Source organism: Rhizobium sp. BT04 (assembly GCF_030053135.1).
In the GTDB taxonomy this organism is placed as follows: domain Bacteria; phylum Pseudomonadota; class Alphaproteobacteria; order Rhizobiales; family Rhizobiaceae; genus Rhizobium; species Rhizobium binxianense.
Genome location: NZ_CP125652.1, coordinates 1,722,875 through 1,749,740, shown reverse-complemented (window position 1 = coordinate 1,749,740; position 26,866 = coordinate 1,722,875). Strand labels below are relative to the sequence as shown.

Genomic DNA, 26,866 nt, shown 5'->3' with positions numbered 1-26,866 from the left:
CAGGAAAGCAAAGCTCCCCGTGTTTCTATCTTTTTTCCCAAAGCCAAAGGCTTTCTTCATATCGGCTATGATCTGGTGTCTGGCCGCGGTCCTTCTGTGGTACTTTGGCGGCGAGCAGGCCGGCGCTGTGATTGGTTTGCCGCCATTGGCGCAAGGGCAGGAAGCGCCGGTTGGCGTGTCTGTCTTCTGGTCTGCGCCATTCTTGTGGTTCTATATTTATTACGTCATCGTCGTTGCGCTGTTTACGGCGTTCTGGTTTTGGTACAGTCCGCATCCTTGGCAGTACTGGTCCATTCTTGGTACTGCACTAATCATTTTCAATACCTATTTTTCGGTACAGGTCAGCGTGGCGGTAAACGCTTGGTATGGTCCCTTCTATGATCTGGTGCAGAAGGCGCTGCAGACAGTCGGTTCCGTTCCAGCGTCCGAGTTCTATGGAAGCATGCTGGTTTTCGCCGGTATCGCATTCGTGGCGATCACAGTCGGCGTTTTTAACCTGTTCTTCGTAAGCCATTGGGTATTTCGTTGGCGCACGGCGATGAACGATTATTATATGGCACATTGGCCCAAACTGCGGCATGTGGAAGGTGCATCTCAGCGTGTGCAGGATGACACGATGCGCTTCTCATCGACCATTGAAAGCTTGGGCGTCAGCCTTGTCAGCTCTGTCATGACACTGATCGCATTTCTGCCCGTGCTTTTTCGGTTGGGCGCAAACATCACTGAATTGCCGTTGATCGGCAATGTGCCACATGCGCTTGTTTGGGCTGCGATCTTTTGGTCGCTGTTCGGAACGATCTTCCTAGCGATTGTCGGCGTTAAGCTTCCAGGGCTACAATTCCTGAATCAGCGCGTGGAGGCTAGGTATCGCAAGGAGTTGGTGTATGGCGAAGACTATGCGGATCGCGCAACGCCGCCGACCGTGGCGGAACTGTTCGCCAATGTCCGGCGGAATTACTTCCGAATATATTTTCACTACGCGTATTTCAACGTTGCGCGCATCTTCTACTCTCAGGCCGACAATATATTCAGTTTCGTTGTGCTAGTTCCCTCGATCGTCGCCGGTAAGTTGACGCTGGGATTGATGACGCAGATCACCAATGTCTTCGATCAGGTTCGTGGATCGTTTCAGTATCTTGTCGGCTCATGGACGACGATCATCGAGCTGATTTCCATTTACAAGCGTCTTCGGGCCTTCGAAGCCGCAATTGATAACGAGCCGTTGCCTGAGATCGAGCAGCGCTATTTGGCGCGCGAGGCGGGTGTCGTGCACGCCGACGGCTAATGGGTCAGGCTTGGCCGGATGGGACAGATGGCTTCAATGCCTGGTGTGCCGTATGGCCGCCCCTCATCCGGCTGCCGCCACCTTCTCCCCGAGGGGAGAAGAGATTCGTGGCAACCTCGTCTTCATCTATCATTCTGCGGAGTATGTCTCGACGGCGGCCCATTCCCTTCTCCCCAGCGGGTAGAAGGTAGCCCGAAGGGTTGAGGGGCTTGCACGGCACCTCGTCTCAGTTGTCAAAATGCCCCTTCAAAGCCCCGACGCCCGCTCCAGTTTGCCACGCGCCTCGATCATCGGGATCGCTTCCGAATAGCTGACGCAGGCGACGTCAGCCCGGTGGCAGACGTCGCTGACCAGGCGGTCGAGGGCGCGCCAGTAGGCGCCGCCGTTCATTTCCACGAAGTGGAAGCCGAGCTGAAGGGGAATTCGGCTGCCGGCATATTGCTTGTCGAAGGCCTCTTTGAAGGCTGAATAGGCGCGCTGCTCGAAGGCCGCGCTGTCTGCGGAATCTTCCTCACCCTTGGAGTGCCGCACGAAGAGATTGTAGTCCATGCCGATGATCGGCTTTTCGTTCGGGCCTTCGGGTATTAGCGGCAGGCCGAAGCGGATGATGCCGTCTTCCTCGACGGGCATGGCCGGGCCCTTGGTGACGAGACTCGCATCATAGCTGAAGCCCGCCTTCTTTTCGGCGGCGATCATGTCGGCGCCCGCGGTCGCCGAGAGGTAGGGGGCGCGAAAGCCCTTGATGCCGTGATCGACCAGATCCAGCCAGCCGGCCGGCTCCTCAAGCCCGACACTCTTCCAGGCATTTTTCAGGGTCGCGTGAAAGGACGCATATTCGGCCAACCAGTCGGCCTCGCTCCAGAGCCGGCCGTCGAAATGGCCGCAGGCATGGCTCGATATGTCGTGGCCTTCGAGATGGGCGTGCCAGATATTGCCGAGACGCTCGCGGATCTCGTCGTCGCTCTGGGCGAAGCCGACATTGGATTTTCCGCGTTTCTGGTGCGGCGCCTGGTAGGCCTTCTTCGCCGCCTCGTTCATCAGGAAGGTGCAGGAGAGGAAATAGGTGAAGTGGGCGCCGTTCTTCGCGGCCATCTCGCGGCTCTTCAACCAGAGCGCATTGTCGTGGGCGCCGTCGAACGAGATGATGACCAGCTGTTTCGGCTGGTCGGCCGACTCGGCGATTGCCGGGAGCAGGAACGAGGCAGCCAGACAGGTGGAGAGGAGAGAACGAGACATGGACACCGCGACAATTTGCTCGCTGTTTCCTTTACCAGAATTGCGGCGAAGCTGCGGTCGTGCTGGCATTTTTTCACGCCAGCCGCTAAGCCATGACAAACGGCACGGAAGGGATGCGCAATGACGTTGCTTATCGTCGGAATCATACTTTTTCTCGGTGTGCATCTCGTGCGGGTGGTGGCCCCGGGCTTTCGCCGCTCGATGATCGCAAGCCTCGGCGAGAAGGGCTGGCGGGCCGGCTATTCGATCGCGAGCATTCTCACGCTGATCCTCCTGATCTACGGTTTCGGTCAGGCCCGGCAGGTCACCGGCATGCTTTATAATCCGCCGGTCTGGACGGCGCATATCGCGATTACGCTGATGCTGATGGCGATGATCTGTCTCGTCGCTTCGCTGCTGCCGGCGGGGCATATCGCGACGAAGACCAAACATCCGATGGTGCTGTCGGTGAAGATCTGGGCGTTGGCGCACCTACTCGCCAATGGCGAGACCTCGTCGGTCCTGTTGTTTGCTGCATTTCTGGCCTGGGGCGTCATCCTGCGCATTTCCCTCAAGCGGCGGCAGCGGGCCGGCGAGATCACGCTCCGGCCGTTCGTCTCGGCCAAATACGACCTCTATGCCGTCGCCATCGGCATTGTCGTCTGGGCGCTGATCATCTGGAAGCTGCACGAATGGTTGATCGGGGTCTCGCCGCTCGTGATGTGACCGGCGCATAGCACCGAAAATCGATTTCGATTTTCGGAAAGGATTATGCGCAGATTCAAAGTGTTAGAGCCTCCTGTCGGACGCGCTAGGGATAGAGCGGTTCAGCCTTTCATGGAAGCGCAGAACCGCTCTAACTTTTTGTTTTACGCAATTCCCGGCAAAAGCGCTTCGCGCTTTGCCTGGGAAAACCGCGCCGCACTTTCCCTAGAATTGCTCTAATCTTTCACATCCCCCTTACAACGGCGGCAAAATGGAGTAGAAGGCCCGACAATATGCGTTTTGCATGGTGTATGGGTATTTCCGCGGCCGGAGACGAGAATGGCATTCAACGACGACAGCTTCATCCGTGAAGTCAATGAGGAATTGCGGTCCGATCAGATGAAAGGCGCCTGGCGCCGCTTCGGCCGTTATATCATCGTCGTCGCCATCCTGATCGTCGCCGGTACAGCCGGCAAGGTTCTCTACGAATACTGGGACGACAACCGCTCCTCGGGCGCCGGCGACCAGTTCCTGGCGGCGATGAAGCTTGCCGACGAGAATAAGAACGACGAGGCGCTGGCAGCACTCGACAAGCTCGAAAAGGCAGGCCATGGCGCCTATCCGGTGCTGGCGCGCATGCGGGCCGCAACCGTCCAGGCGCAGAAGGGCGATGCTGCTGCGGCGATCGCTGCCTTCAACGAGATCGGCAAGGACAACGGCGTTCCGGCTGCCGTGCGCGATGCCGCCAAAATGCGTGCAGGCTGGCTGCTGATCGAAAACGGTTCCTACGAGCAGGTTTCGGCCGCGATCGAGGAAATGGCCGTGCCGGGCAACGCCTTCCGCCATTCGGCGCGCGAAGCGCTCGGCCTTGCTTCCTATAAGGCCGGTAACATGGCCCAGGCGCGGCAATGGTTCCAGTCGATCGTCGACGATACCGACAGCCCGCGCAATGTTGCCAATCGCGCCCATATGATGCTTGATCTCATTACCGCATCCGGCAAGGCGCCCGCCGCGCAGGGCTGAGTTTTAAGGAAAAAGAATGAGTTTCACGGTCGCGATCGTCGGTCGTCCGAATGTCGGCAAATCGACGCTTTTCAACCGGCTGGTCGGCAAGAAGCTGGCGCTTGTCGACGACACGCCAGGCGTGACCCGCGACCGCCGGCCGGGCGATGCCCGGCTGATGGGCCTGGCTTTCACCATCATCGACACGGCCGGCCTTGAAGAGGCGGACGAGGAAAGTCTGCAGGGCCGCATGCGCGCCCAGACGGAAGCGGCGATCGACGAGGCCGATCTTTCGCTCTTCGTCGTCGATGCCAAGAGCGGGCTGACTCCCGTCGATACGGCCCTTGCGGAAATGCTGCGCCGACGCGGCAAGCCGGTGGTGCTCGTCGCCAACAAATCCGAAGCGCGCGGATCCGACAGCGGTTTCTATGACGCCTATACGCTGGGCCTCGGCGAACCGACGCCGATTTCGGCTGAGCACGGGCAGGGCATGATCGACCTGCGCGACGCGATCGTCGCGGCAATCGGCGAAGACCGGGCCTATCCGACCAAGGAGGATGTCGCCGTCACCAACGTCGACGTCTCCCAGGCGGAGGGCGAGGGCGACGAGGACGAAGAGCCCGCCTATGACGAAACGAAGCCGCTCAGGGTGGCGATCGTCGGCCGGCCGAATGCCGGCAAGTCGACGCTGATCAACCGCTTCCTCGGCGAGGACCGGCTTTTGACCGGGCCGGAGGCAGGCATCACCCGCGACTCCATCTCGGTCGAATGGGACTGGCGCGGCCGTACCATCAAGATGTTCGACACCGCAGGCATGCGGCGCAAGGCGCGGGTGATCGAGAAGCTGGAGAAGCTTTCCGTCGCCGACGCGTTGCGCGCCATCCGTTTTGCCGAAACCGTCGTCATCGTCTTCGACGCGACGATCCCCTTCGAGAAGCAGGACCTGCAGATCGTCGATCTGGTGCTGCGCGAGGGCCGCGCGGCCGTTCTCGCCTTCAACAAATGGGACATGATCGAGGATCGGCAGGCGGTGCTTGCGGATCTGCGCGAAAAGACCGACCGTCTGTTGCCACAGGCGCGCGGCATCCGCGCCGTGCCGATCTCCGGCCAGACCGGCTGGGGTCTCGACAAGCTGATGCAGTCGATCATCGATACGGACAAGGTCTGGAACAAGCGCATTTCGACGGCGCGGCTCAATCGCTGGCTGGAGACGCAGCAGATCCAGCATCCGCCACCGGCCGTCTCCGGCCGCCGCATCAAGCTGAAATACATGACGCAGGTCAAGGCTCGCCCACCGGCCTTCATGATCTCCTGCACCCGCTCCGACGCGCTGCCGGAATCCTATACGCGCTATCTGATCAACGGGTTGCGCGCCGATTTCGACATGCCGAGCGTGCCGATCCGCATCCATTTCCGTTCGGCCGACAATCCGTTCGAAGGCAAGAAGAGGCGGACATAGAGTTTTAGCGCGCTGATTGGCGTTGCTGCGTTTGGCACCCCCTCTGTCCTGCCGGACCCGGGGTCGAGCCGCTGGCGCCTAAGCCACGCTTTTGTTCAGCGCCTCGCGCAGCGCCACGATTTCGCTCTGCAGCCGGGTGAGATCGACTGCAGAGCGACCGCTGGCAGCGACGATGCAGCCGGGGATGCCGATTGCCTTTTCCCTGAGGTGCTTGCCTTCCTCCGTCAGCCGAAGCACCACGACGCGTTCGTCGTCCCTGCTGCGTTCGCGTCTGACATAACCAGCGGTTTCCAGGCGCTTCAGCAGAGGCGTCAGCGTGCTTGATTCCAGGAAGAGCTTTTCGCCGAGGCCGCCGACGGTCTGGCCGTCCTGCTCCCAGAGTGAAACCATCGTCAGATATTGCGGATAGGTGAGACCGAGCGAGTCGAGAAGCGGCTTGTAGACGCGGTTCAGTGCGTGGCTTGTCGTATAGACGGCGAAACAGATGAAATTGTCGAGCTTCAGCGGATCCTGCATGGGTAGTCTCCAAAACTTCCGAAGTATATATCGTGCGATAAATAATAGGAAGCGATTTTTATGCATCGCAGCTATGCGCAAATTTATATTGTTCGATAAATAATCGTGCGCGATATAAAAACGGTGTTCAGGACGAACATCAAAAAACGAGAGGACGAGACGATGTCGACCATCAAGACCGCAGTTTCCGCAGCAGCACTCCTGGCAGCTTCCGCCGTCGGCGCGCTTGCCGATCCGGTACTCGAACCGACGACGCAGAAATTCATCGACGGGCTTGCCGGCGGCCAACCGATCTACACGCTGTCGCCGGCCGATGCCCGCAATGTGCTCGCCGCTGCGCAGAAAGGCGACGTCAAGAAGCTTCCTGCGCAGGAAGAGAACAAGGTCATCAAGGCAGGCCCGACGGACAGCATCAAGCTGCGCATCGTCCGCCCGGAACATGCCAAGGGCACGCTTCCGGTCATTCTCTATTTCCATGGCGGCGGCTGGGTGCTGGGTGATGCCGATACACATGACCGGCTGGTGCGCGAAATCGCCAACGGCGCCGATGCCGCAGTCGTTTTCGTCGATTACGAACGCTCGCCGGAAGCCCGTTATCCCGTGGCCATCGAGCAGGCCTATGCCGCGACCAAATATGTCGCCGAGCATGCCAAGGAGTTCAAGGTCGACGCCAGCAGGCTCGCGGTGGCGGGCGACAGCGTCGGCGGCAATATGGCGGCCGTGGTGACGCTGCTTGCCAAAGAGCGCGGTGGTCCTGCCATCGACCAGCAGGTGCTGTTCTATCCTGTCACCGACGCCAATTTCGATAATGGCTCGTACAACCAGTTCGCCAACGGCCCGTGGCTGACCAGGGAAGCGATGAAGTGGTTCTGGAATGCCTACCTGCCCGACGAAGCCAAGCGCAAGGAGCCGACGGCTTCGCCGCTGCAGGCATCGCTGGAGCAGCTCAACGGTCTGCCGCCGGCCCTCATCATCACCGATGAAAACGATGTGCTGCGCGACGAAGGTGAAGCCTATGGCCGCAAGCTCAGCCAGGCCGGCGTCAAGGTCACCTCGATCCGCTACAACGGTACGATCCACGACTTCGTGCTGCTGAATGCGATTACCGAAACACCGGCCGTCCGCAGCGCGATTGCGGTCGCGAACGACACGCTTCGCAGCGCCTTACACAAAAGGGATTGATCAGTCTCCGGAAGGGACAGGCCCGGCGGTTTCGCCGGGCTTTCTGCCCCGCGGAAGCGACTTGGCGAATTGCCAGGCCTTCTTCCATTTCGGCGTGATGACGCCGTTGGCGGCGCGGATATTGTTGATGAACTGCAGCGTCGCGGCTTCCCAGGAATATTGCATGGCAAGGTCGCGGGCTTTTTCGCGCGAGGCCGAGAGCGCGGCAAGGCATGCGGCCCGAAGGTCCTGATCGAGCGCGCCCACTTCGCTGTCCTCGCCGATGATGTCGAGAGGGCCGGTGACGGGATAGGCGGCGACCGGGACGCCCGAGGCCAGCGCTTCGAGGATGGTATTGCCGAAGGTATCGGTCAGCGACGGAAAGACGAAGACGTCGGCCTGGGCGTAGGTTTTTGCCAGTTCCGCGCCGAACTTCACGCCGGTGAAGTGAACCCGGGGATAGCGCTGCTCCAGTTCGGCGCGCGCCGGGCCGTCGCCGACGACGACCTTCGAACCGGGCAGGTCGAGATCGAGAAAGGCTGGCAGGTTCTTTTCCAGCGCCACGCGACCAACCGTCATGAAGATCGGGCGAGGGAGACCGAGGGGTTCGTCTTCAAGCGGCATGGGATGGAACTGCGAGGCGTCGATGCCACGGGTCCAGGGCATCAGGTTCTTGATGCCGCGCGCCGATAGCTCGCGGGCAAGGCTCGGCGTCGCGACCATGCAGCCGGCGCCGCCATTATGGAACCAGCGCACGAAGGCATAGAGCCAGCTCTGCGGGATCGGCAAGCGGGCGGAAACATATTCCGGAAAACGCGTGTGATAGCTGGTCGAGAAGGGCATGCGCTTGCGCAGGCACCAACGGCGGGCGGTGAGCCCCAGCGGGCCTTCAGTGGCGATATGCACGTAGGAGGGATTGTGCTTCTCGATCTCACGGGCGACGCGGCGATAGCTAGCGATCGAGAGGCGGATCTCGGGATAGGTCGGGCAGGGGATGCTGTTGAAGCGCTCCGGCGTGACCATCGAGACTTCGACGCCCAGCTTTGCCAGTTCGCGGTTGGTGTTCTCGATCGAGCGCACCACCCCGTTGACCTGCGGATGCCAGGCGTCGGTGACGATTACGAGCCGTTCCGGCAGATTGCCGGCGGATGCGGCATTGGCCCAGCTCTCGCCGCTGTAAGTGTTTGCCGGACGTTGCAGCATGTCACGATTTCCATCCGCGTTGCAGTGATATGCCAACGCTCAACCCCAAAGCGGGGTTCCGGAACGGCGATTCCCGCTTGCCTATTTTGAGGCATGACCATGATGGAAATATTACAGCCGCATGTCTGTGTTTGCAGAGCCTTAACGGCTCGATCTCCGCGAATATGTCAGCGGCCGATCGCAGATTTCATGCGGAAGGAATGACGGCGCCGGTCATGGACCGGCGCCGTTTGGGAGGTTAGGCGGCAGCGGAAGCCGAGCCTGCGATCGGAACTTCCGAGATCGTCTTCAGAACCTGCGAAGCGATCTGGTAGGGGCAGCCCTGCGAATTCGGGCGGCGATCTTCCAGATAGCCCTTGTAATCGTTCTTGACGAAGGAGTGCGGCACGCGGATCGAAGCGCCGCGGTCGGCAACGCCGTAGGAGAACTTGTTCCACGGAGCCGTTTCGTGCTTGCCGGTCAGGCGCTTGTCGTTGTCAGGGCCGTAGACATTGATGTGGTCCATCAGGTTCTTTTCGAACTGCGCCATCAGCGCTTCGAAATAGGCCTTGCCGCCGACTTCGCGCATATACTTGGTGGAGAAGTTGCAGTGCATGCCCGAACCGTTCCAGTCGGTATCGCCGAGCGGCTTGCAATGATACTCGATGTCGATGCCGTACTTTTCGGTCAGGCGCTGCAGCAGGTAGCGAGCCATCCAGATCTGGTCGGCGGCCTTCTTGGAGCCCTTGCCGAAAATCTGGAATTCCCACTGGCCCTTGGCCACTTCGGCATTGATGCCTTCGTGGTTGATGCCGGCGGCCAGGCACAGGTCGAGATGTTCCTCGACAATTTCGCGGGCGACGTCGCCGACATTCGAATAGCCGACGCCGGTGTAATAAGGGCCCTGCGGAGCCGGGTAGCCCTGTTCGGGGAAGCCGAGCGGACGACCGTTCTGGTAGAAGAAATATTCCTGTTCGAAGCCGAACCAGGCATCTTCGTCGTCGAGGATGGTGGCGCGGGCGTTGCTCGGGTGCGGCGTGACGCCATCGGGCATCATGACTTCGCACATGACCAGCGCGCCGTTGGTACGGGCCGGGTCGGGATAGATGGCGACGGGCTTCAGCACGCAATCGGAGCTGCGGCCTTCGGCCTGCTGCGTCGAGGAGCCGTCAAAGCCCCAAAGCGGAAGCTGTTCCAGCGTCGGGAATACGTCAAATTCCTTGATCTGCGTCTTGCCACGCAGGTTCGGTACCGGAGTGTACCCATCGAGCCAAATATACTCGAGCTTATATTTTGTCATCGTGACTCTCTCAATGCTACGAAGGTGAGCAAATCCGGAGACGATCTCGGCGCGCAAACGCATCCGACCGCCAGGGGATGCATCTATTCAAGCATGTAGCGTGCCAGTTTGATGCCCCGCGAAAGAAAATGCGCGAATCAGCCGGCCCGCGCGCTTTTTTCCGCTTCCCCGAAAGCAGCCCGATTTCACAGCCGAAGGCTGAATCATCAGGGAGAAAGGAATTTTTGGCCGTGGAACCGGATGAAAATTTGGGCGTTAGCATAAACTGATGACGTGTTGAACAAATAGGCGCAAGCTTCTGTGGCAGACAGCATAGCGATCAATCACCGTGATGGCGATGCATATATTTTATGCAATTTGCATAAACTCTGTGCATCGTGCTATGGTTTCGGTGGCAAATGTTGATGCGCAAGCTGAATGGAGGCGATCTCATGCCCACCGGTTTCCATCGTGAATCCGCAACGATCTACCAGTTTCCTGTCAGGCCGCCGCGGGCCGCCAGCCGGTTCGAACGCGCCCGGATGATGGAGCGCGAGGCAGCCGACATCTGCGATGCAGCGCTCGACAGCTGCTGGTATCATGACGAGGCGGTTCGCGAGACCGATCGGCCGACGAAGTCCTGATTTCCTGTTTCGCTCCGGGAGCAGGAATGCCGATAAGCGGGGAGCGCCCGCGCATGGCATTCTTGTTATATCGTCATGCGCGGGTCCGGCCGCTGCTCAGGCCAAGCTTTTCCTTCACGACCAACGCTCCATGTTCACTGACGACGCGAGCCGCCACGCCTGCCGCGAAGCGGGCGGCGGCGGGCGCATCGCCGGTTTCCAGATATCGGGAAAGGAAGGCGCCATTGAAACTGTCGCCGGCGCTTGTCGTATCGACTACCTTCTTCACCTTCTCGGCCGGAACGAAGGTTTCCTCGCCGGCGAAATTCAACCTGACGCCATCCGCACCGTTCTTGACGACAATATTGACGGCGCCGAGCGCCTTATAGCGGTGGATGGTCGCGTCGATGGAATCGTCGCCGAAATGGGCGGCCTCGTCGTCGAAGCTCGGCATGACGAGCACGGAGGAGCGGGCGCCCTCGCTGATCGTCGCGTGCATCACGTCGTAGCTCGACCAGAGGCGGGGGCGGATGTTCGGATCGAACACCACGAGCTTGCCGGCGGCCTTGGCGCGGCGGATTTCGGCGAGCAGCGTCGTGGCGTCCTCCTGCGGCAGGATGGCAAGAGTGATGCCGGAGAAATAGACGACATCAGCGCTTTCCACCGCCTCACGCAGGCAGTCGGGATCGGCGGCCAGGCTGCGGGCGGCCGAATTGTCGCGCCAGTAGCTGAAGGATCGCTCGCCATTCTTCAGATTGATCATGTAAAGGCCGGGCGTCTTGCCCCTGATGCGGCGGATGAGGCTCGTGCCGATGCCTGCTGTCTCGATGAAGGCCACCATCTCATCCGACATGGCGTCGTCGCCAAGTGCGGTGAAATAATCGACAGACCAGTCGGCGGCAAGGCAGGCGCGGGCATACCAGGCGGTGTTGAAGGTATCGCCGGCAAAGCCCTTGCGCAGCAGGCCGTCGCCCGCCTGCGAAAGTTCCACCATGCATTCACCGATCGATAGAAACCGTCTTCCGCTCACCTTGTCCTCCCGGCATGAGCGCCGCTGATCCAACAGGCCGCTCCATCGCTTTGATTGTCCGCTGATACGCGGAGCCGGGCGGAGAGACAAGCGCCGATATCATCGGCGCCGATCCCATGAGGAATGAAAAGCCCGCCTCCACAGACGAAGCGAAGGCAGGCGCCGGCGAAGGATGCCTATTCGTGGATTGTGTAGCTGCCGAGTTCGCAAAGATCCTGCGTGTCGTCGGTGGTCGCGAGGTCGGAACCTTCTTCGAATTCGAAGCGCATATCGTATTTGCAGACCGTGCGGCCGTCGGCGATGGTGATGTTGACGCTTTCGCCTGGATCGAGAACGTCCTCGCCGAATACATCTTCTTCCCAGTTGGCGACGCCGGTCGGCGAACTGTAGAAACGCGTCAGGACGGAGTCGGTCCCGTTGGTGAGCTTGAACTTCAGATCTTCGGCATTCGACGGCACGACGGAGGCGGTGACGATCGCAGCCGCAAGTGCGATCAATCCTGACAGTTTCGATTTCATGTAACGTTCCCCTGGCCCATGATCAGGCCGGAACGAAATAGCATACCGCCATCTAAATCTTCGTTATCAGCGACTATAGATTCCGAAACAAGCCCGTTTCCGAACGCCCCGTCTTGGAGATGGAAGCGCAAATATTCGGAAAAGAGCGAAGGCCATTTCAGCTGGCCTTCGTTCCATTCATGGCCTGTCCATGTGGTAGCAGGCGGCCTTCTGGCCGGGGCGGACTTCCTCGGTCGGCGGCATTTCGGTGCGGCAGATGTCGGTCGCCTTCCAGCAGCGCGGCGAGAAGACGCAGCCTTTCGGCGGGTTGAGCGGCGAGGGCGGATCGCCCTGCAGGCGGATGCGGGTGCGCAGGCGCGCAAGCTTCGGATCCGGGATCGGTGCTGCGGAAAACAGCGCCTGCGTATAGGGATGGGCCGGATGATCGAAGACGGTGGCGCAGTCGCCGGCTTCCACCACCCTGCCGAGATAGAGCACCAGCACATCGTCTGAGATCAGGCGCACGACCGAGAGATCGTGGCTGATGAAGATCAGCGTCAGGCCGAATTCCTTGCGCAGTTTGCGCAGGAGCGTGATCACCTGGCCCTGGATCGAGACGTCGAGGGCCGAGACCGGCTCGTCGCAGACGATGAGCTTGGGTTTGGTGACGACCGCCCGGGCAATGCCGATGCGCTGCGCCTGGCCGCCGGAGAATTCATGGGGATAGCGGTTGATCATCTCGGGCACCAGTCCGACGGCGGTCATGATCTCGCGGACGCGCTCGGTGCGCTCGGCCTTCGAAAGCTTCGGCTCGAAAACGGTGAGCGGCTCGGCGATGATGTCGCCGACCGTCATGCGCGGGTCGAGCGAGGCGATCGGATCCTGGAAGATGATCTGCATGTCGCGGCGGGCGGCGCGCATTTCCTCTTCCGAGAGGTCGAGAAGATTGCGACCCTGCCAGAGGATGCGGCCCTTCTGCGATTTCAGGAGCCGCAGGATGGAACGGCCGAGCGTGGACTTGCCGCAGCCTGATTCGCCGACGATGCCGAGCGTGCGGCCTTCGGCAAGGTCGAAGCTGACATTGTTGACGGCGGTGAGGAAGACCGGCGGCTTGAAGAGGCCCTTCGCAGGCAGTTCGAACTGGGTCGTCAGGTTCTCGACCCTCAGAAGCGAACGATCAGCCATGGTTCAACAACTCCTCACGGCGGGGGAACGGGTGGTAGCAGGCTGCACAGTGGCGCGGCGCCAGCGTTTCGAGCGGCGGCGGGCGGTCGATGCAATCGTCCTGGACCTGCGAACAGCGCGGCGAGAAATTGCAGCCCTTCGGCAGGTGCTGCAGGTTCGGTGGACGGCCGGGAATGACGACGAGGTCATCGACATCCTGGTCCGGGCGCGGGATCGAGGCATGCAGCGCCGCGGTATAGGGATGAGCCGGATTGTCGAACAGCTCGTCGACGGGCGCCTCCTCGACGATGCGGCCGGCATACATGACGGCGACGCGGTCGGCGAGGCCGGCGACGACGCCGAGATCGTGGGTGATCATGACAAGCGCCGTGTTCATTTCCGCCGTCAGGTCGTTGAAGAGATCGAGAATCTGCGCCTGGATGGTGACGTCGAGCGCCGTCGTCGGCTCGTCGGCGATCAGGAGCTTCGGTTTGGTGAGCAGCGCCATGGCGATGACGATGCGCTGGCGCATGCCGCCGGAGAGCTCGTGCGGATAGAGGTTGAAGCGCCGCGTCGGGTCGGGGATGCCGACACGTTTCAGCATGTCGAGGGCAGCAGTGGAGGCGGCGCGCGCCGTCAGCCCGCCGTGAACCTCAAGCTGTTCCGTCAACTGCCTGGAAATCTTCAGCGACGGGTTCAAGGCGGTCATCGGGTCCTGGAAGACCATGGCCATGTCCTTGCCGCGGATCTGGTCGAGTTCGCGCGGCTTCAGCGCCAGCACGTCCTTGCCTTCGAGCAGCGCCTGTCCTGTCGTCCTGCCGTTCTTGGCGAGCAGCCCCATGATGCCGAGGAAGGTCTGGCTCTTGCCGGAGCCGGATTCGCCGACGATAGCGATGCGTTCGCCGCGCCGGACGGTGAGGTTCATGTTCGAGACGGCCTTGACCTCTCCATCCGGCGTTTTGAAGGTGATCGAATAGTCTTTGAGTTCGAGAAGCGTATCTTTTTGTGTTTCCTGGGGCATTCTTATCGATCCTTCGGGTCGAACGCGTCGCGCAGGCCGTCGCCGATGAAGAGCAGGCTGAGCAGCAGCGCCACGAGGAAGCTGGCCGGGAAGACCAGCAGCCACGGCATGCTTTCCATGGCATCGGTTCCCTCGGCGATCAGCGTGCCGAGCGAGGTCAGCGGTTCCTGCACGCCGAAGCCGAGATAGGACAGGAAGCTTTCAGTGGCGATGATCTCGGGAACGGTCAGTGCGGCAAAGATCACCACCGGGCCGACGAGGTTCGGAATGATATGCTTGATGATGATCTTGAACGGCCGCTGACCGGAAGCGCGGGCCGCCTCGATGAATTCCCGGTGCTTGATCGACAGCGTCTGGCCGCGCACGATGCGCGCCATGGTCAGCCATTCCAGTGCGCCGATTGCAGCAAAGAGCAGATAGACGTTGCGGCCGAAGATCACCATCAACAGGATGACGAAGAGGATATAGGGAAGCGCATACATGATATCGACGAAGCGCATCATGATCGCATCCAACCTGCCGCCGATATATCCCGATACCGCGCCGTAGAGCACACCGATGAAGACGGAGACGACAGTTGCAGTCAGCGCCACGGCGAGCGAAACGCGGGTGCCGTAGAGCACGCGGGCAAGGAGGTCGCGGCCGTTCGGGTCGGTGCCGAAATAATGGCCGGTCTCGATCGAGGGCGGGATGCGGAAGGCGGCCCAATCCGGATCCTCGTAATTGAAGGGAATGAACCAGGGGCCGAGGAAGGCAGCCAGGATCAGCAGCGCCAGGACGACGATCGAAAGCACAGCCGCCTTGTTGCGCCCGAGACGGCGCAGCGCATCCTTGGTGAGCGAACGGCTTTCGGGCGCAAGGCCTTCCGCCGCCAGCAGTTCCTGGGCGAGCAGCTCGCGTTTTGCGGGGTTGAGGATCATCGGTTTCTCACTTTCGGGTCGAGCCACGCATAGGCGATGTCGACGAGAAGGTTCAGGAACACGATCAGCACCATGTAGAAGATGACCGTGCCGAGAACCATGCCGTAATCGCGGTTCAGCGCCGCGTTGACGAAATAGCGGCCGATGCCGGGCAATCCGAAGATGCTCTCGACAACCAGCGAGCCGGTGAGAAGGTAGCTTGCCGCGGGTCCCAGATAGGAGACGACAGGCATCAGCGCAGGCTTCAGCGCGTGGCGCATCACAGTCAGCCGCGGGCCGATGCCCTTGGCTTTGGCGGTGCGAATGAAGTTCTGGTTCATCACCTCGATCATCGAGCCGCGGGTGATGCGCGAGATGCGGCCGGCATGCGGCAGCGCCAGAACGACAATCGGCAGGATGAGATATTTGATCGAGCCATCGCCCCAGCCGCCGACCGGAAACCAGGCGAGATGGATGCCGAAGACGAGCTGCAGGATGGGCGCGATCAGGAAGTTCGGCAGCACGACGCCGATCAGGATGAGCGCACCCAGAATATAATCCGGTGCCTTGTTCTGGTAGAGCGCCCCAAGACAGCCGACGGCGACGCCGACAATGATGGCAATCAGGAAGGCAGCCGTACCGATGGTGAAGGTGTAGGGCAGACCGATCATGATCTGCTGGGCGACGGTGAAATCCTCGCTGGCGAACGAGGGGCCGAGGTCGCCCCGCAGTAGGTCTCCGACATAGATCAGGTACTGCTGGATGAGCGGCTTATCGAGATTGTAGTGGATCGCAAGGTTCTTCAGGATCACCGGCGGCAATGGCCTTTCGCCATCGAAAGGGCCGCCGGGGGCAAGGCGCAAAACAAAAAACGAAGCTGTCACGGCGATCCACATGACGGGGATCGTCGACAGGAGGCGACGGAGGGCGTATTTGATCATGGTCGTGGGCCGGTCCTTTCCGCAAGGCGCGGAAAGGACCGTTTTCCCTTACTCTTTCATCGACAGCCAGCGGGTGCGGTGGATGTCCTGAATGTTGTCGACGAAGCCTTCAATCTTCGGCGAAACGACATTCTTCGAGACATAGTAGTAGATCGGCAGGGCGGCGGATTCATCCAGCGCCAGCTGCTCGGCCTTCTTGAAGATTTCAGCGCGTTTCTTCAGATCCGTCTCGGCGTTGCCGTCCTTGATCATCTTGTCGTATTCGGGATTAGACCAGCGGCCGTAATTCATCTGCACGCCTGTCACCAGGAGGTTCAGGAAATTGTCCGGATCGTTGTAGTCGGCGAGCCAGCCGGCGCGGCCGATTTCGACCTGGCCACGCTGCATCTGGTCGTAATGCACCTTGGTTTCGGCATTGACGAGTTCGACATCGACGCCGAGCGGCTTCCACATGGAGGCGATGGCAACGGCGATGCGCTTGTGGTTGTCGTTGGTGTTGTAGCTGAGAACGGCGTGAAGCGGCTTGTCCGGGCCGAAGCCGGCTTCCTTCAGCAGCTTCTTGGCTTCTTCGACCTTGTCCTTGTAAGGAAGATCCTTCCAGGAAACATAGGCCGGTTCGCCGTAGTTTGCCGTGCCCGGCGGAACCCAGGAGTAAGCCGGCAGTTCGCCGGTGCCAAGGATCTGCGGACCGATCACTTCGCGGTTGATCGCCATGGAGAGGGCCTGGCGGACGCGCTTGTCGCTGAAGGGCGGCTTCTGCGAATTGACGACGTAATAATAGAGGCCGGAGAAGGGGGCGACATGCGCCTGACCCGGCAGGTTCTTCTTCATCCACTCGTACTGGTCGGTCGGGAAGTCGGTGAGAATGTCGAATTCGCCGGCACGGTAACGCTTCAGCGCGGCTTCCTGGTCCTCGAGCACGAAGAATTTGGCGCCGTCGATCTTCAGGTCCTTGGTGCCGTACCACTGGTCGTTCTTGACGGTCGTGACATGCGAACCCGGAACCCATTCGACCGGCTTGTAGGGGCCGTTGGTGACGATATTGCCGATCTTGACCCAATCCTGGCCCTTCGCTTCGACGACGTGCTTCGGCAGCGGGTAGGCCGTGTAATGCATCAGGGCGTTAATGAAGTAAGGCGTCGGATTTTCCAGGGTGATTTCGAGCGTCTTGTCGTCGATCGCCTTGACGCCGAGTTGGCTGAAATCGGTGATCTCACCCTTGTTGATCTTTTCGGCGTTCTTGATGGTGAACTGCAGATAGGCATAGTCGGCGGCGTTCTTCGGGTCGACGAGGCGCTGGAAGGCGAAGACGAAGTCTCCTGCCGTTACCGGCTGGCCATCGGACCACTTGATGCCGTCACGAAGCTTGAAGGTATAGACCTTGCCATCCGGCGAAATGGTCCAGCTTTCGGCCTGGCCGGGGATCGGATTATCCTTGGCGTCCTCGGTGACGAGGCCTTCGAAAATGTCGCCGGCGATGCGGTTCTCCCAGTCGCCGGAAAGTTTCTGCGGATCGAGCGACTGCGGATCGCCACCATTGTGAATGTTGAGCGTGGCCGCATGCGCCGAAAACGCCAGCAATGTGCCAAGCATTGCGGAGGCGAGAAATTTTTTCGTGAACTGGTTCATCGTGGGTCCACCTTTCTAGGCTTTGCGCCTTTATTAGACATTTGTTCCCGGTGTTTGACCTCTTACGTGCAGGTCAGTGCGCACCTTATCGCAAAGGAATCGCGTTGCAACCCCAAATCCGGAGGCTGGAAACGGGTTGTGGACAAGCCTCCATACGTCTCCCCCTTGTCGGGTCGCGACGACATGTTGCGACATTGCCAGCACCTCCATGATGACCTCACATGTTGTCTTTTGTTTCGCCCGCTTTAGTGTGGCGAGCGCTAACGAGGCAGGAGATATAGCCGATGGCATTGCAGGCAGGCGGGAATGCGGACTGGTGGCGCGGCGCGGTGATCTATCAGGTCTATCCACGCTCGTTTCAGGACACCAACAGCGACGGGCTCGGCGATCTCAGGGGAATCACCCGCCGTCTGCCGTATATTGCCAGCCTCGGTGTCGACGCGATCTGGCTGTCGCCCTTCTTCAAATCACCGATGGCCGACATGGGCTATGACGTTTCCGATTATTGCGATGTCGACCCGATCTTCGGGACGCTCGCCGATTTCGACGAGATGATGGCGGAGGCGCACAGGCTCGGCATCAAGGTGGTCATCGACCAGGTGATCTCGCATACATCAGACCGCCATCCCTGGTTCGTCGAGAGCCGGACGAGCCGGACCAATGCGAAGGCGGACTGGTATGTCTGGGCCGACCCGAAGCCCGACGGTACGGCGCCGAACAATTGGCTGTCGATCTTCGGCGGGCCGGGCTGGGAATGGGATGGCGTGCGCCGCCAATATTACCAGCACAATTTCCTGACCTCGCAGCCGGATCTCAACTTCCACAGCAGCGAAGTGCAGGATGCGGTGCTGAATACGGTGAAGTTCTGGCTTGACCGCGGCGTCGACGGCTTCCGGCTGGATACCGTCAACTATTATTTCTGCGACAAGCAGCTCAGAAGCAATCCGCCGCACGAGCCCGATACCAGTGACGGGGGTCTCGATGCGCCCGACAGCAACCCTTACGGCATGCAGAACCACCTCTACGACAAGACGCAGCCGGAGAATATCGGCTTCCTCAAGCGGTTCCGGGTGCTGCTCGACCAATACGAGGATCGCACGACGGTTGGCGAAGTCGGCGACGGGGCACGTTCGCTGAAGACGGTGGCCGCCTATACGAGCGGCGATGACAAGCTGCATATGTGCTACACATTCGACCTGCTGGGCTCGGATTTCACCGCCGCGCATATTCGCGGGTGCGTCGAAGCCTTCCAGAAGGCGGTCACGGATGGCTGGGTCTGCTGGGCTTTCTCCAATCACGACGTCATGCGCCATGTCAGCCGTTTCGCGCTGACGGCGGAGGAGCGGCCTGTCGTCGCCAAGCTGGCGATTTCGGTGCTTTCGGCGCTGCGCGGTTCGATCTGCCTCTATCAGGGCGAGGAACTCGGCCTGCCGGAGGCGGAGCTTGCCTTCGAGGATCTGCGCGACCCCTACGGCATCCGCTTCTGGCCGGCTTTCAAGGGCCGCGACGGATGCCGCACACCGATGCCCTGGGAAGCTGGCAAGGCGCATGCGGGCTTCACCTCGGCCGAGAAGAGCTGGCTGCCGGTGCCCTACGAGCAGGCGGGGCTTTCCGTCGATACGCAGGAGGGAAGCGGCAGCTCGGTGCTCAATCACTATCGCAGGACGCTCGCCTTTCGGAAGAGCCACCCGGCGTTGATCGACGGCGAGATGACCTTCCTCGGCTCCAACCAGGACCTGCTCGCCTTCACCCGCGAAAAGGGTGGCGAAAAACTGCTCTTCGTTTTCAACCTGACGCGCAAACCAGCGGAATTCCGCCTGCCTGCCGGCATCGTACTCGGGGAACCGCTTGAGATGCCGGGTTTTGAGGCGGTGGTGAGCGCCGGACTGGTGAAGCTTGCGGCGCTGGAAGGGTTTTGTGCACGAGTTTGATATTCTTGCAGCTGAAACAATGAAGGCGACGGTTAAAGGTTGCCCGCTGCGGAGTCAGCCTTGGAATTGCATCATCCAATCAACGCGAACTTGTCCACATCGACCATGCCGCGGTCGGATATTTTCAGGTGCGGGATGACAGGCAGCGGCAGGAAGGCGAGTTGGAGGAAGGGTTCTTCCAGCGTGGCGCCGAGCGCGAAGGCGGCCTTGCGCAGATGGTGCAGCGTATCGCGGACGGTCTCGTAGGGCTCGAGGCTCATCAGGCCGGCAATGGGCAGGGCGATTTCGCCGGTCACCTTGCCATCCTCGACGACGACGAAGCCGCCCTTGATCTCACCGAGGCGGTTGGCGGCGTGCGCCATGTCGTCCTCATTGACGCCGACGATGCAGATATTGTGGCTGTCATGGCCGACGGTGGAGGCAATCGCGCCCTTCTTCAGGCCGAAGCCCTGGACGAAGCCGTTGGCGTGGTTGCCGTTCTTGCCATGGCGCTCGATGACGGCGACCTTGATGATATCGTTGGCAAGGTCGACCGCCGTCTCGTTGCCCTTGACCGGCAGGCGGTAGCGGCGATGCTCCGTGATGATCTTGCCCGGCATGACGCCGATAACAGGCGTTTCGCCCTCGGCGACGGGCACGCCGAAATGGGCGGCGTTGACGGGCCGGGCCTTGACGCTGTCGAGACCGATTGGGGCGACCGGCCTGCGTGTGGAAAAGAGTGCGTCGGTGACGCGGCGGCCGGCCGAAAAGACCATCTCGGCACGGCAGTTTTCCAGGCTGTCGAGAACGACCAGATCAGCGCGCCAGCCCGGCGCCACCAGGCCGCGGTCCCTGAGGCCGAAGGCGCGGGCGGCCGAGATCGAGGCGGCGCGGTAGATCGCTAAGGCTTCGACGCCGCTGGCGATCGCCGTGCGGATCATATGATCGAGATGGCCCTGTTCGGCGATGTCGAGCGGATTGCGGTCGTCGGTGCAGAGCGCCAGATAAGGCGACAACCGCTCGGTGATGATCGGAATCAAAGCGGCGAGGTCCTTGGACACCGAACCCTCGCGCACAAGGATGTGCATGCCCTTGCGGATCTTTTCCAGTGCTTCGGCTGCGCTCGTGCATTCGTGCTCGGTGCGGATGCCGGCTGCGAGGTAACCATTGAGATCGTTGCCGGACAGCAGCGGTGCGTGACCGTCGATATGGCCGCCCTGGAAGGCGTCGAGCTTTGCCATGCAGACGGGATCCTTGTGGATCACCCCGGGGAAATTCATGAATTCGGCAAGGCCGATGACCTTGGGATGGTCGCGGTAAGGCAGCAGGCGCTCGATCGGTAGGTCGGCGCCTGCGGTTTCGAGATGTGTCGCCGGCACGCAGGAGGAGAGCTGGACGCGGATGTCCATGATCGTTTCCAGCGCCGATTCGAGAAAGAATTCGATGCCGGCGCTTCCCAGCACATTGGCGATTTCGTGCGGATCGCAGATCGCGGTGGTGACGCCATAGGGCAGGACGCAGCGGTCGAATTCATGCGGCGTCACCAGCGAGGATTCGATGTGCAGATGCGTGTCGATGAAGCCGGGAACCACTGTTCTGCCCGAGATATCGATCTCGATTTCGCCCGCATAGTCGCCTGAAGTGCCGACGATGCGGTCGGCGCCGATGGCGATGTCGGAGCGGACGAGTTCGCCGGTGACGAGATCGAAGAAGCTGCCGCCCTTCAGCACGATATCGGCCGGCACGCGGCCGACGCCTTGGTCGATGAGACGTTCGAGTCTGGTCATGACGTTGCTCACATTACAAGCGATTCCGAAGTTATAACCGATCTGCCGCCACAAGCGAGGGCCGCAAAACGAAACCGGGCGCCACAGGGGCGCCCGATCGATGGCGATCAGCGATGGCTTACTCGGCGGCGACGATCTTTCCGGCTTCCCACTTGTAGAGCGAGAAGCTCTGCGAAGTGAGGTCGCCGGTTTCGCCGTAGGTGAGTTTGCCGATGGCGGTCGGGATCTCCATGCCGCCTTTCAGCGCGGTCGCTACGGCTTCCGCATCTTCGGTGCTGCCGGCCTTTTCGATGCCGGCTTTCAGCACTTCGACGGCGGCATAGGCGTTGAGCGTAAAGGCCTCGGCCGGGATGTTCTTGGCGGCGAGCGCCTCGGCTGCGGCCTTGGAATCCGGGCTCTTGGTGGCGTCCGAAGCGTTGGTGAAGACGGTGCCGGCGGCGGCATCCGTGCCGATCGCCCAGAATTCGGTGTTGGAGAGGCCGTCGCCGCCGATGATCGTCGCGTTGGCGGCGAGGTCATGCAGCTGACGGGCGAGCAGGCCGCCTTCCGGGTGGTAGCCGCCGAAATAGACCACGTCGACCTTTTCGGACTTGATGCGGGTGGTCAGCGCGCTGAAATCCTTGTCGCCAGGGGTGATTGCGTCATTGACGACTTCGGTGACGCCGCCGGCATTCAGCGTCGCCTTGAAGGCGTCGGCGAGGCCCTTGCCGTAAGCGCCCTTGTCGTTGACGACGGCGATGCGCTTGTCCTTGAAATTCTTCAGCACGTATTTGGCGGCGACTTCAGCCTGCTGGTCGTCGCGGCCGCAGGTGCGCAGCACGTTGGTGAGGCCGCGCTTAGTGAGGTCAGGGGCCGTTGCGGTCGGAGTAACCATCAGCACGCCGTTTTCGGCCAGAACGTCCGAAACCGGAATCGCAACACCTGAGGTGACGGGGCCGACGACGAAGCGGATGCCGTCGCCGACGACCTTGTTGGCGGCGGAAACGCCCTGTTTCGGTTCGCCGGCATCGTCGGCCAGTTCGAGGACGACCTTCTCGCCGAGGATCCCGCCCTTCTTATTGATCTCGTCGACGGCGGTCTGAGCGCCGTTCTTCACCTGGTCGCCATAGGCGGCGACGGGGCCGGTCAGCGGCGCAATCAGGCCGATGGTGATATCTGCATGGGCAAGCGGCGCAAAGGCGAGCGAGGCGACAAGGGTCGCCGTCAATGTCTTGAGGGTCATAGTCTGTCTCCTTGGGTGGGGTCATTCGACCCGCGATGAGTGCCGCGCCGGTTTTTCCGATCATTCAACAGCCCGTCGGGCCGTGCCAAGGACGATCGGTAAGGGCGCGATCAGCGAGCCTGCCGGCCATGTTTGACTCGGGAGGGCTCATGACAGATTTCTAGGAATTTTGATGCAATTTCGCAAGATCATAACAAAACGGAAGAGAAATCGGGTCAATCCAGCCGAAAATTCGATCGAGAAGGATATTTTTGTCGTGGTTTGTCGATTTTTCGAGACCGGGCTGCCAAGCGCGAGCTTTCGTCGAGGATGAAAGCTGAGCTCATGCTGCCCCCCTCTATCTCTCGCATTAACCGTTAATTCGGTGGATTGTAGTAGAAGCATGCGACACGCAAATAGTGCTGCGCTGAAAACGAAAGCTACACAAACTTAGAGACGTATCGGGACTAGAGATCTGAATGCTCAAGCGTATCGACGCCAGCCAGGTGCGTATCGGAATGTTTGTAGAGGCTATCGAGGGCCTGTGGCAGGATCCGCTTTTGTCCAAGCGCAGATTTTCCGTTCGTCGCGAGCTCGACGCCGCAAAAATCCGTAAATGCGCCACTGCCGTCGTCGTCATCAACACCAGCAAGGGCTTCGATACCAATGGCCTCCCAGGGCGTGACATCGAGATCGATAGCAAGGCGGCGCGCGAAACCGTCCAGAAATCCGTGCAGATGCTGGAGGAGGTTTTCGGCCGGGTGCAAAATGGCGAGGGAATCACCTTCGAGCAGGTAGCGCCGGTGATTTCCTCCGTCTCCAAGTCGATGGATGAAAGCCCTTCCGTTTTTCTGAGCGTGACGCGTCTGAAATCAAAAGACGAAGTGACGTTCCTGCATTCGATTTCGGTGAGTGCGCTGATGATCCTTTTCAGCCGGCATCTCGGACTTGATGAGACTACGGTTCAGATGCTCGGTACTGCCGGGTTGTTGCATGATGTCGGCAAGCTCGAAATTCCGCTGGAGGTGCTCACCAAGGAAGGGCGCCTGGAAGAGGATGAGATCATCCTGATGCGGAGGCACCCGGAGCAGGGGCACGCAATCCTGTTGAGGCAGGAGGGCATGTCGGACATCGTTCTCGACGTCTGCCTCAATCACCACGAACGTATCGACGGCAAGGGCTATCCGCATGGGCTGTCCGGCAGTGCGGTCAGCCTGTATGCGCGTATTGCCACGATCTGCGATGTTTATGACGCCGTTACCTCGGTGCGGCCCTACAAGGCGCCATGGAGTGCCGGCGATGCGTTGAAATGGATGCTGGGCGTCGAAGGGCACTTCGATCGCCGGCTTCTGAAGAAATTCGCCCTCTGCCTTTCCGTCGCCTCGGTGACGTGAATCTTCTTCGCTTTCGGAAAAGAAAAGCCCGCAAGGACGATGTCCCCGCGGGCTGTTTGTGCGGAGCTTTCTGAGCGATTTCAGATGTTATTCTGCAGGATGGTCCGCAGTTTGCCGAAGAGCTCGTCGATATGGTGCTTCTCGATGATCAGCGGCGGGGAGAGGGCGATGATGTCGCCGGTGGTGCGGATCAGCAGGCCGCTTTCATAGGCCTTCAGGAAAGCGGTGAAGGCCCGCTTGGTCGGCTCGCCGGCGATCGGATCGAGTTCGATCGCGCCGATCAGGCCGGTATTCCGGATGTCGATGACATTGGGGCAGTCCTTCAGCGAATGCAGCGCGTCGGCCCAGTAATCAGAAAGCTCGGCGGCGCGGGTCAGCAGGCCTTCTTCCTTGTATGTGTCGAGGGTCGCCAGGGCTGCAGCCGAGGCAATTGGGTTGCCGGAATAGGTGTAGCCGTGGAAGAACTCGATCATGTGCTCCGGGCCGTTCATGAAGGCATCATGGATCTCGGAGGTGACGAAGACGGCGCCCATCGGAATGACGCCATTGGTCAGTCCCTTGGCGGCGGTGATCATGTCGGGCTTGACGTCGTAATATTGCGCGGCAAAGGGGGCGCCGAGGCGGCCGAAGCCGGTGATGACCTCGTCGAAAATCAGAAGGATGCCGTGTTTGGTGCAGATCTCGCGCAGCTTCTGCAGGTAGCCTTTCGGCGGGATCAACACGCCGGTGGAGCCCGCCACCGGCTCGACGATGACCGCGGCGACGGTGGAGGCGTCATGCAAAGTGACGATACGCTCCAGCTCGGTGGCGATGTCGCCGCCGTGCTCGGGCTCGCCGCGGGTGAAGTTGTTCTTGCCGGGCTGGTGGGTGTGCGGCATGTGATCGACGCCGGTCAGAAGCGTGCCGAACATCTTGCGGTTGGTGACGATGCCGCCGACGGAGATACCGCCGAAATTGACACCATGATAACCGCGCTCGCGGCCGATCAGGCGGAAGCGTGAACCATTGCCCTTCACCCGGTGATAGGCGAGCGCCACCTTGAGCGCCGTTTCCACGGATTCGGAACCGGAATTGGTGTAGAGAACGTGGTTCAGGCCTTCGGGGGCGATGTCGACCAGGCGGTTTGCCAGTTCGAAGGCCTTGGGGTGGCCAAGCTGGAAGGCCGGTGCGTAATCGAGCTCGCCGGCCTGTTCGCGGATCGCCTCGGTGATCTTCGGGCGGCAGTGGCCGGCATTGACACACCACAGGCCGGCGGTGCCATCCAGCACCTGGCGGCCGTCATGGGTGGTATAATACATGTCCTTGGCGCCGACGAACAAACGCGGCTCCTTCTTGAACTGGCGATTGGCCGTAAACGGCATCCAGAAGGCGCGAAGATCGTTGGGTGCGTTGAGGCGGTTGGACATGCTGTTCTCCTGGCCACTGACGGCCCTTTCCCGTGGGCTTCACGCCCATATTTTGACTGCCCGGTCAAATTATCAGCGCTTCCCGAGTCGTCAACGGGAAAAGTCCGGAAAGCCCTCTTGGCGGCAAGCTCAAGCTGCTGGCTGTTCACGGGCGAGCGCTTCGGCGCGGTCATGCTGCAATTCCTTCCGGTGAAGGGAGCAGAGAGACTATGGCTTTCAAAAAGCACGACCGGCAAATCGCAAATTTGCCGGTCGTGCCATAAGGTTCACGTGCTGAAATATCGTTGCCACGCCTCCGGGAACATCCCCTTACGGCACGACATAGGCCGACGTTCATGTCAGCGCTATCATTAAGCGGCGGATCTATTCCTGCTCTGCACGAGGTAGATATCTTCGAGGGTCGCCAAGATTTTCATGACCGGCTCGGAGGTGCTCGAATAATAGATGGTTTGTGCGTCTCGGCGGGTCTTGACCAGCTTTTGAGCGCGCAGTTTCGACAGGTGCTGAGAGAGAGCCGACTGGCTGAGGCCGACCTGCGTTGCAAGCACGCCGACGGCCACTTCGCCCTTCACGAGGCTACACAGGATCAGCAATCTCTTGGGGTTTGCCATGGCCGACAATAAAGCTGCCGCCACATTCGTGTGATCGGCCAAATCAGTGGTTTCCATATTTATCTTCCTAATGCGAAACGTACATCACGTGTGTTGGCACAGGCCGCCTGCCGCGATTTTCACCCACGCCTAAAAATTAGCAATTCGGATCGAAGATTGTATATACCTAAATTTAAGGTATCGAGTATGCTATTTTAGATATGTTTGAACAAATGTGATCGGCATCCCCAGCGAGGGTTTCGAATTCGTATCGCAGCAGAAAATCACCGGAAATGAGATCGAAACCTGAGGAATCGATACCACAAATGCGCCAGGAAGCCGATTTTGGCGCGTTTAACCTGGTGGCGAGCATCTCGGCCACATCAGGGTGGCGTTCTACTAAATCTCGCACTGCCTCCGCCGCCCCGGCGGCAATCTCCTCATTCGCAGCCGACTGGATGATGAGATCGTGCCCGTCGAGTTGGTAGGCACGGCCGAAGCCGCCATTGAGGCTCGCCTGTTCCGGTTTGAGACGGAAGAAGAGGAAATCAGGAAAATCGATATAAAGCTGCGCCTTGGTGTGGCGAGCGAGAAAACGCGTGCGGATACGCTCATAGAACGCGTTGCCGCGCTCGACCGGTTCCGCCAGGCATTGGGTCGTCAGACGGGGGTGGGCCAGAGGATCGCCCTTGCCGGGCTCGCCGGCCAGCAGTGAGGCGCGCGGGTCCCTGGCGAGCGCCCTGGTATGAGCCGACAGCTTCGAAACGAGGATGACGGGGGTGCCGTCAATATCGGTGGCGACCAGCACGCGGCTGGCGAAAGGGAAGCCGGTCTCGGGGTCGAGAACGGCAATCGCCGCGTGCCGCGCGGAGCGCAGAAGCACGCGGGCGAGTTTGCGGGCGTCGTCGTCGGTTTCGCGTAGGGGCGAGGGCTGATCCTTCATATCCGCTTTGTGGCAAAGCGGATTGAA

General features: G+C 60.5%; 24 protein-coding genes. 8 read left to right on the top strand and 16 right to left on the bottom strand.

Translation table 11 applies throughout. From position 1 onward, the window contains the following. Positions 1-19: 19 nt before the first annotated feature. Positions 20-1,285, top strand: a complete 1,266-nt coding sequence (gene sbmA / locus QMO82_RS17215; protein WP_183607967.1) for a peptide antibiotic transporter SbmA — start codon at positions 20-22, stop codon at positions 1,283-1,285. A gap of 246 nt (positions 1,286-1,531) precedes the next feature. On the opposite strand, the gene QMO82_RS17210 is transcribed toward sbmA, so the two are convergent. Beyond that, entirely contained in the window at positions 1,532-2,521 is a 990-nt protein-coding gene (locus QMO82_RS17210; protein ID WP_183607968.1) for a polysaccharide deacetylase, read from the bottom strand. Between the two features lie 120 nt (positions 2,522-2,641). On the opposite strand from QMO82_RS17210, the gene QMO82_RS17205 reads away from it, so the two are divergent. From QMO82_RS17205 to der, 3 genes are all read left to right on the top strand, one after another. Beyond that, positions 2,642-3,226 (top strand): NnrU family protein, encoded by a 585-nt coding sequence (locus tag QMO82_RS17205; protein ID WP_183607969.1) that lies wholly within the window; start codon positions 2,642-2,644, stop codon positions 3,224-3,226. Between the two features lie 318 nt (positions 3,227-3,544). After that, the gene (locus QMO82_RS17200; RefSeq protein WP_183607970.1) at positions 3,545-4,228 is read left to right on the top strand and encodes a tetratricopeptide repeat protein; all 684 of its coding nucleotides are present in this window, start codon (positions 3,545-3,547) and stop codon (positions 4,226-4,228) included. 16 nt (positions 4,229-4,244) lie between these two features. Continuing rightward, on the top strand, positions 4,245-5,666 hold the full coding sequence (gene der / locus QMO82_RS17195; protein WP_183607971.1) for a ribosome biogenesis GTPase Der: 1,422 nt from the start codon (positions 4,245-4,247) through the stop codon (positions 5,664-5,666). A 78-nt stretch (positions 5,667-5,744) separates the two neighbouring features. On the opposite strand, the gene QMO82_RS17190 is transcribed toward der, so the two are convergent. Further along, positions 5,745-6,182: a MarR family winged helix-turn-helix transcriptional regulator gene (locus QMO82_RS17190; RefSeq protein ID WP_183607972.1), complete on the bottom strand. Its 438-nt coding sequence runs from the start codon at positions 6,180-6,182 to the stop codon at positions 5,745-5,747. A 162-nt stretch (positions 6,183-6,344) separates the two neighbouring features. Here QMO82_RS17190 and QMO82_RS17185 point away from each other — a divergent pair, with 162 nt between their 5' ends. Beyond that, positions 6,345-7,364 (top strand): alpha/beta hydrolase, encoded by a 1,020-nt coding sequence (locus QMO82_RS17185; RefSeq protein ID WP_183607973.1) that lies wholly within the window; start codon positions 6,345-6,347, stop codon positions 7,362-7,364. Here the strand turns inward: QMO82_RS17185 and QMO82_RS17180 are convergent, their stop codons facing one another. Continuing rightward, a complete protein-coding gene (locus QMO82_RS17180) occupies positions 7,365-8,546 on the bottom strand; it encodes a glycosyltransferase family 1 protein (RefSeq protein WP_183607974.1) in 1,182 nt (393 codons plus the stop codon). Between the two features lie 238 nt (positions 8,547-8,784). Then, a complete protein-coding gene (locus tag QMO82_RS17175; RefSeq protein ID WP_183607975.1) occupies positions 8,785-9,825 on the bottom strand; it encodes a glutamine synthetase beta-grasp domain-containing protein in 1,041 nt (346 codons plus the stop codon). 431 nt (positions 9,826-10,256) lie between these two features. Between QMO82_RS17175 and gstI the strand changes: the two genes are divergently transcribed. Then, complete coding sequence (gene gstI, locus QMO82_RS17170; RefSeq protein WP_183607976.1) at positions 10,257-10,448, top strand: glutamine synthetase translation inhibitor GstI; 192 nt, start codon at positions 10,257-10,259, stop codon at positions 10,446-10,448. A gap of 73 nt (positions 10,449-10,521) precedes the next feature. Here the strand turns inward: gstI and QMO82_RS17165 are convergent, their stop codons facing one another. The 7 genes from QMO82_RS17165 to QMO82_RS17135 all read right to left on the bottom strand — a co-directional run bounded on the left by QMO82_RS17165 (position 10,522) and on the right by QMO82_RS17135 (position 17,608). Further along, complete coding sequence (locus QMO82_RS17165; RefSeq protein WP_183607977.1) at positions 10,522-11,457, bottom strand: sugar kinase; 936 nt, start codon at positions 11,455-11,457, stop codon at positions 10,522-10,524. A gap of 176 nt (positions 11,458-11,633) precedes the next feature. Then, positions 11,634-11,975, bottom strand: coding sequence for a hypothetical protein (locus tag QMO82_RS17160; protein WP_183607978.1), 342 nt, complete (start codon positions 11,973-11,975; stop codon positions 11,634-11,636). A 177-nt stretch (positions 11,976-12,152) separates the two neighbouring features. Further along, on the bottom strand, positions 12,153-13,139 hold the full coding sequence (locus QMO82_RS17155) for an ABC transporter ATP-binding protein (protein WP_183607979.1): 987 nt from the start codon (positions 13,137-13,139) through the stop codon (positions 12,153-12,155). After that, a complete protein-coding gene (locus tag QMO82_RS17150) occupies positions 13,132-14,139 on the bottom strand; it encodes an ABC transporter ATP-binding protein (protein ID WP_183607980.1) in 1,008 nt (335 codons plus the stop codon). The genes QMO82_RS17155 and QMO82_RS17150 overlap by 8 nt, the downstream gene beginning before the upstream one ends. A gap of 2 nt (positions 14,140-14,141) precedes the next feature. After that, positions 14,142-15,059: an ABC transporter permease gene (locus tag QMO82_RS17145; RefSeq protein WP_183607981.1), complete on the bottom strand. Its 918-nt coding sequence runs from the start codon at positions 15,057-15,059 to the stop codon at positions 14,142-14,144. Next, positions 15,056-15,979, bottom strand: a complete 924-nt coding sequence (locus QMO82_RS17140; protein ID WP_017965401.1) for an ABC transporter permease subunit — start codon at positions 15,977-15,979, stop codon at positions 15,056-15,058. Before QMO82_RS17140 ends, QMO82_RS17145 begins: the two co-directional genes overlap by 4 nt. A gap of 48 nt (positions 15,980-16,027) precedes the next feature. Then, entirely contained in the window at positions 16,028-17,608 is a 1,581-nt protein-coding gene (locus tag QMO82_RS17135; protein WP_183607982.1) for a peptide ABC transporter substrate-binding protein, read from the bottom strand. Between the two features lie 284 nt (positions 17,609-17,892). Between QMO82_RS17135 and QMO82_RS17130 the strand changes: the two genes are divergently transcribed. Next, positions 17,893-19,539, top strand: a complete 1,647-nt coding sequence (locus QMO82_RS17130; RefSeq protein ID WP_183607983.1) for an alpha-glucosidase family protein — start codon at positions 17,893-17,895, stop codon at positions 19,537-19,539. Between the two features lie 71 nt (positions 19,540-19,610). Here the strand turns inward: QMO82_RS17130 and ade are convergent, their stop codons facing one another. Continuing rightward, positions 19,611-21,305 (bottom strand): adenine deaminase, encoded by a 1,695-nt coding sequence (ade, locus tag QMO82_RS17125; RefSeq protein ID WP_183607984.1) that lies wholly within the window; start codon positions 21,303-21,305, stop codon positions 19,611-19,613. 118 nt (positions 21,306-21,423) lie between these two features. Next, positions 21,424-22,527: a branched-chain amino acid ABC transporter substrate-binding protein gene (locus QMO82_RS17120; protein WP_183607985.1), complete on the bottom strand. Its 1,104-nt coding sequence runs from the start codon at positions 22,525-22,527 to the stop codon at positions 21,424-21,426. A gap of 458 nt (positions 22,528-22,985) precedes the next feature. On the opposite strand from QMO82_RS17120, the gene QMO82_RS17115 reads away from it, so the two are divergent. Then, positions 22,986-23,900, top strand: a complete 915-nt coding sequence (locus tag QMO82_RS17115; protein ID WP_183607986.1) for an HD-GYP domain-containing protein — start codon at positions 22,986-22,988, stop codon at positions 23,898-23,900. 80 nt (positions 23,901-23,980) lie between these two features. Here QMO82_RS17115 and QMO82_RS17110 read toward each other — a convergent pair whose 3' ends face one another. The 3 genes from QMO82_RS17110 to QMO82_RS17100 form a co-directional block, all read right to left on the bottom strand. Then, complete coding sequence (locus QMO82_RS17110; protein ID WP_018243099.1) at positions 23,981-25,306, bottom strand: aspartate aminotransferase family protein; 1,326 nt, start codon at positions 25,304-25,306, stop codon at positions 23,981-23,983. 350 nt (positions 25,307-25,656) lie between these two features. Continuing rightward, entirely contained in the window at positions 25,657-25,974 is a 318-nt protein-coding gene (locus tag QMO82_RS17105; RefSeq protein ID WP_183607987.1) for a helix-turn-helix transcriptional regulator, read from the bottom strand. Positions 25,975-26,089: 115 nt separating this feature from the next. Next, positions 26,090-26,839 (bottom strand): HugZ family protein, encoded by a 750-nt coding sequence (locus tag QMO82_RS17100; RefSeq protein ID WP_183607988.1) that lies wholly within the window; start codon positions 26,837-26,839, stop codon positions 26,090-26,092. Positions 26,840-26,866: the final 27 nt, after the last annotated feature.

Bases quoted from the DNA above. Each gene is read 5' to 3' on its own strand.
- QMO82_RS17105 (WP_183607987.1), bottom strand. From the start codon at position 25,974: ATGGAAACCACTGATTTGGCCGATCACACGAATGTGGCGGCAGCTTTA.
- QMO82_RS17150 (WP_183607980.1), bottom strand. From the start codon at position 14,139: ATGCCCCAGGAAACACAAAAAGATACGCTTCTCGAACTCAAAGACTAT.
- der (WP_183607971.1), top strand. From the start codon at position 4,245: ATGAGTTTCACGGTCGCGATCGTCGGTCGTCCGAATGTCGGCAAATCG.
- QMO82_RS17145 (WP_183607981.1), bottom strand. From the start codon at position 15,059: ATGATCCTCAACCCCGCAAAACGCGAGCTGCTCGCCCAGGAACTGCTG.
- QMO82_RS17115 (WP_183607986.1), top strand. From the start codon at position 22,986: ATGCTCAAGCGTATCGACGCCAGCCAGGTGCGTATCGGAATGTTTGTA.
- QMO82_RS17185 (WP_183607973.1), top strand. From the start codon at position 6,345: ATGTCGACCATCAAGACCGCAGTTTCCGCAGCAGCACTCCTGGCAGCT.
- QMO82_RS17160 (WP_183607978.1), bottom strand. From the start codon at position 11,975: ATGAAATCGAAACTGTCAGGATTGATCGCACTTGCGGCTGCGATCGTC.
- QMO82_RS17100 (WP_183607988.1), bottom strand. From the start codon at position 26,839: ATGAAGGATCAGCCCTCGCCCCTACGCGAAACCGACGACGACGCCCGC.
- QMO82_RS17205 (WP_183607969.1), top strand. From the start codon at position 2,642: ATGACGTTGCTTATCGTCGGAATCATACTTTTTCTCGGTGTGCATCTC.
- QMO82_RS17190 (WP_183607972.1), bottom strand. From the start codon at position 6,182: ATGCAGGATCCGCTGAAGCTCGACAATTTCATCTGTTTCGCCGTCTAT.
- QMO82_RS17180 (WP_183607974.1), bottom strand. From the start codon at position 8,546: ATGCTGCAACGTCCGGCAAACACTTACAGCGGCGAGAGCTGGGCCAAT.
- QMO82_RS17200 (WP_183607970.1), top strand. From the start codon at position 3,545: ATGGCATTCAACGACGACAGCTTCATCCGTGAAGTCAATGAGGAATTG.
- QMO82_RS17135 (WP_183607982.1), bottom strand. From the start codon at position 17,608: ATGAACCAGTTCACGAAAAAATTTCTCGCCTCCGCAATGCTTGGCACA.
- QMO82_RS17140 (WP_017965401.1), bottom strand. From the start codon at position 15,979: ATGATCAAATACGCCCTCCGTCGCCTCCTGTCGACGATCCCCGTCATG.
- ade (WP_183607984.1), bottom strand. From the start codon at position 21,305: ATGACCAGACTCGAACGTCTCATCGACCAAGGCGTCGGCCGCGTGCCG.
- QMO82_RS17120 (WP_183607985.1), bottom strand. From the start codon at position 22,527: ATGACCCTCAAGACATTGACGGCGACCCTTGTCGCCTCGCTCGCCTTT.
- gstI (WP_183607976.1), top strand. From the start codon at position 10,257: ATGCCCACCGGTTTCCATCGTGAATCCGCAACGATCTACCAGTTTCCT.
- QMO82_RS17175 (WP_183607975.1), bottom strand. From the start codon at position 9,825: ATGACAAAATATAAGCTCGAGTATATTTGGCTCGATGGGTACACTCCG.
- QMO82_RS17110 (WP_018243099.1), bottom strand. From the start codon at position 25,306: ATGTCCAACCGCCTCAACGCACCCAACGATCTTCGCGCCTTCTGGATG.
- QMO82_RS17155 (WP_183607979.1), bottom strand. From the start codon at position 13,139: ATGGCTGATCGTTCGCTTCTGAGGGTCGAGAACCTGACGACCCAGTTC.
- QMO82_RS17210 (WP_183607968.1), bottom strand. From the start codon at position 2,521: ATGTCTCGTTCTCTCCTCTCCACCTGTCTGGCTGCCTCGTTCCTGCTC.
- QMO82_RS17130 (WP_183607983.1), top strand. From the start codon at position 17,893: ATGGCATTGCAGGCAGGCGGGAATGCGGACTGGTGGCGCGGCGCGGTG.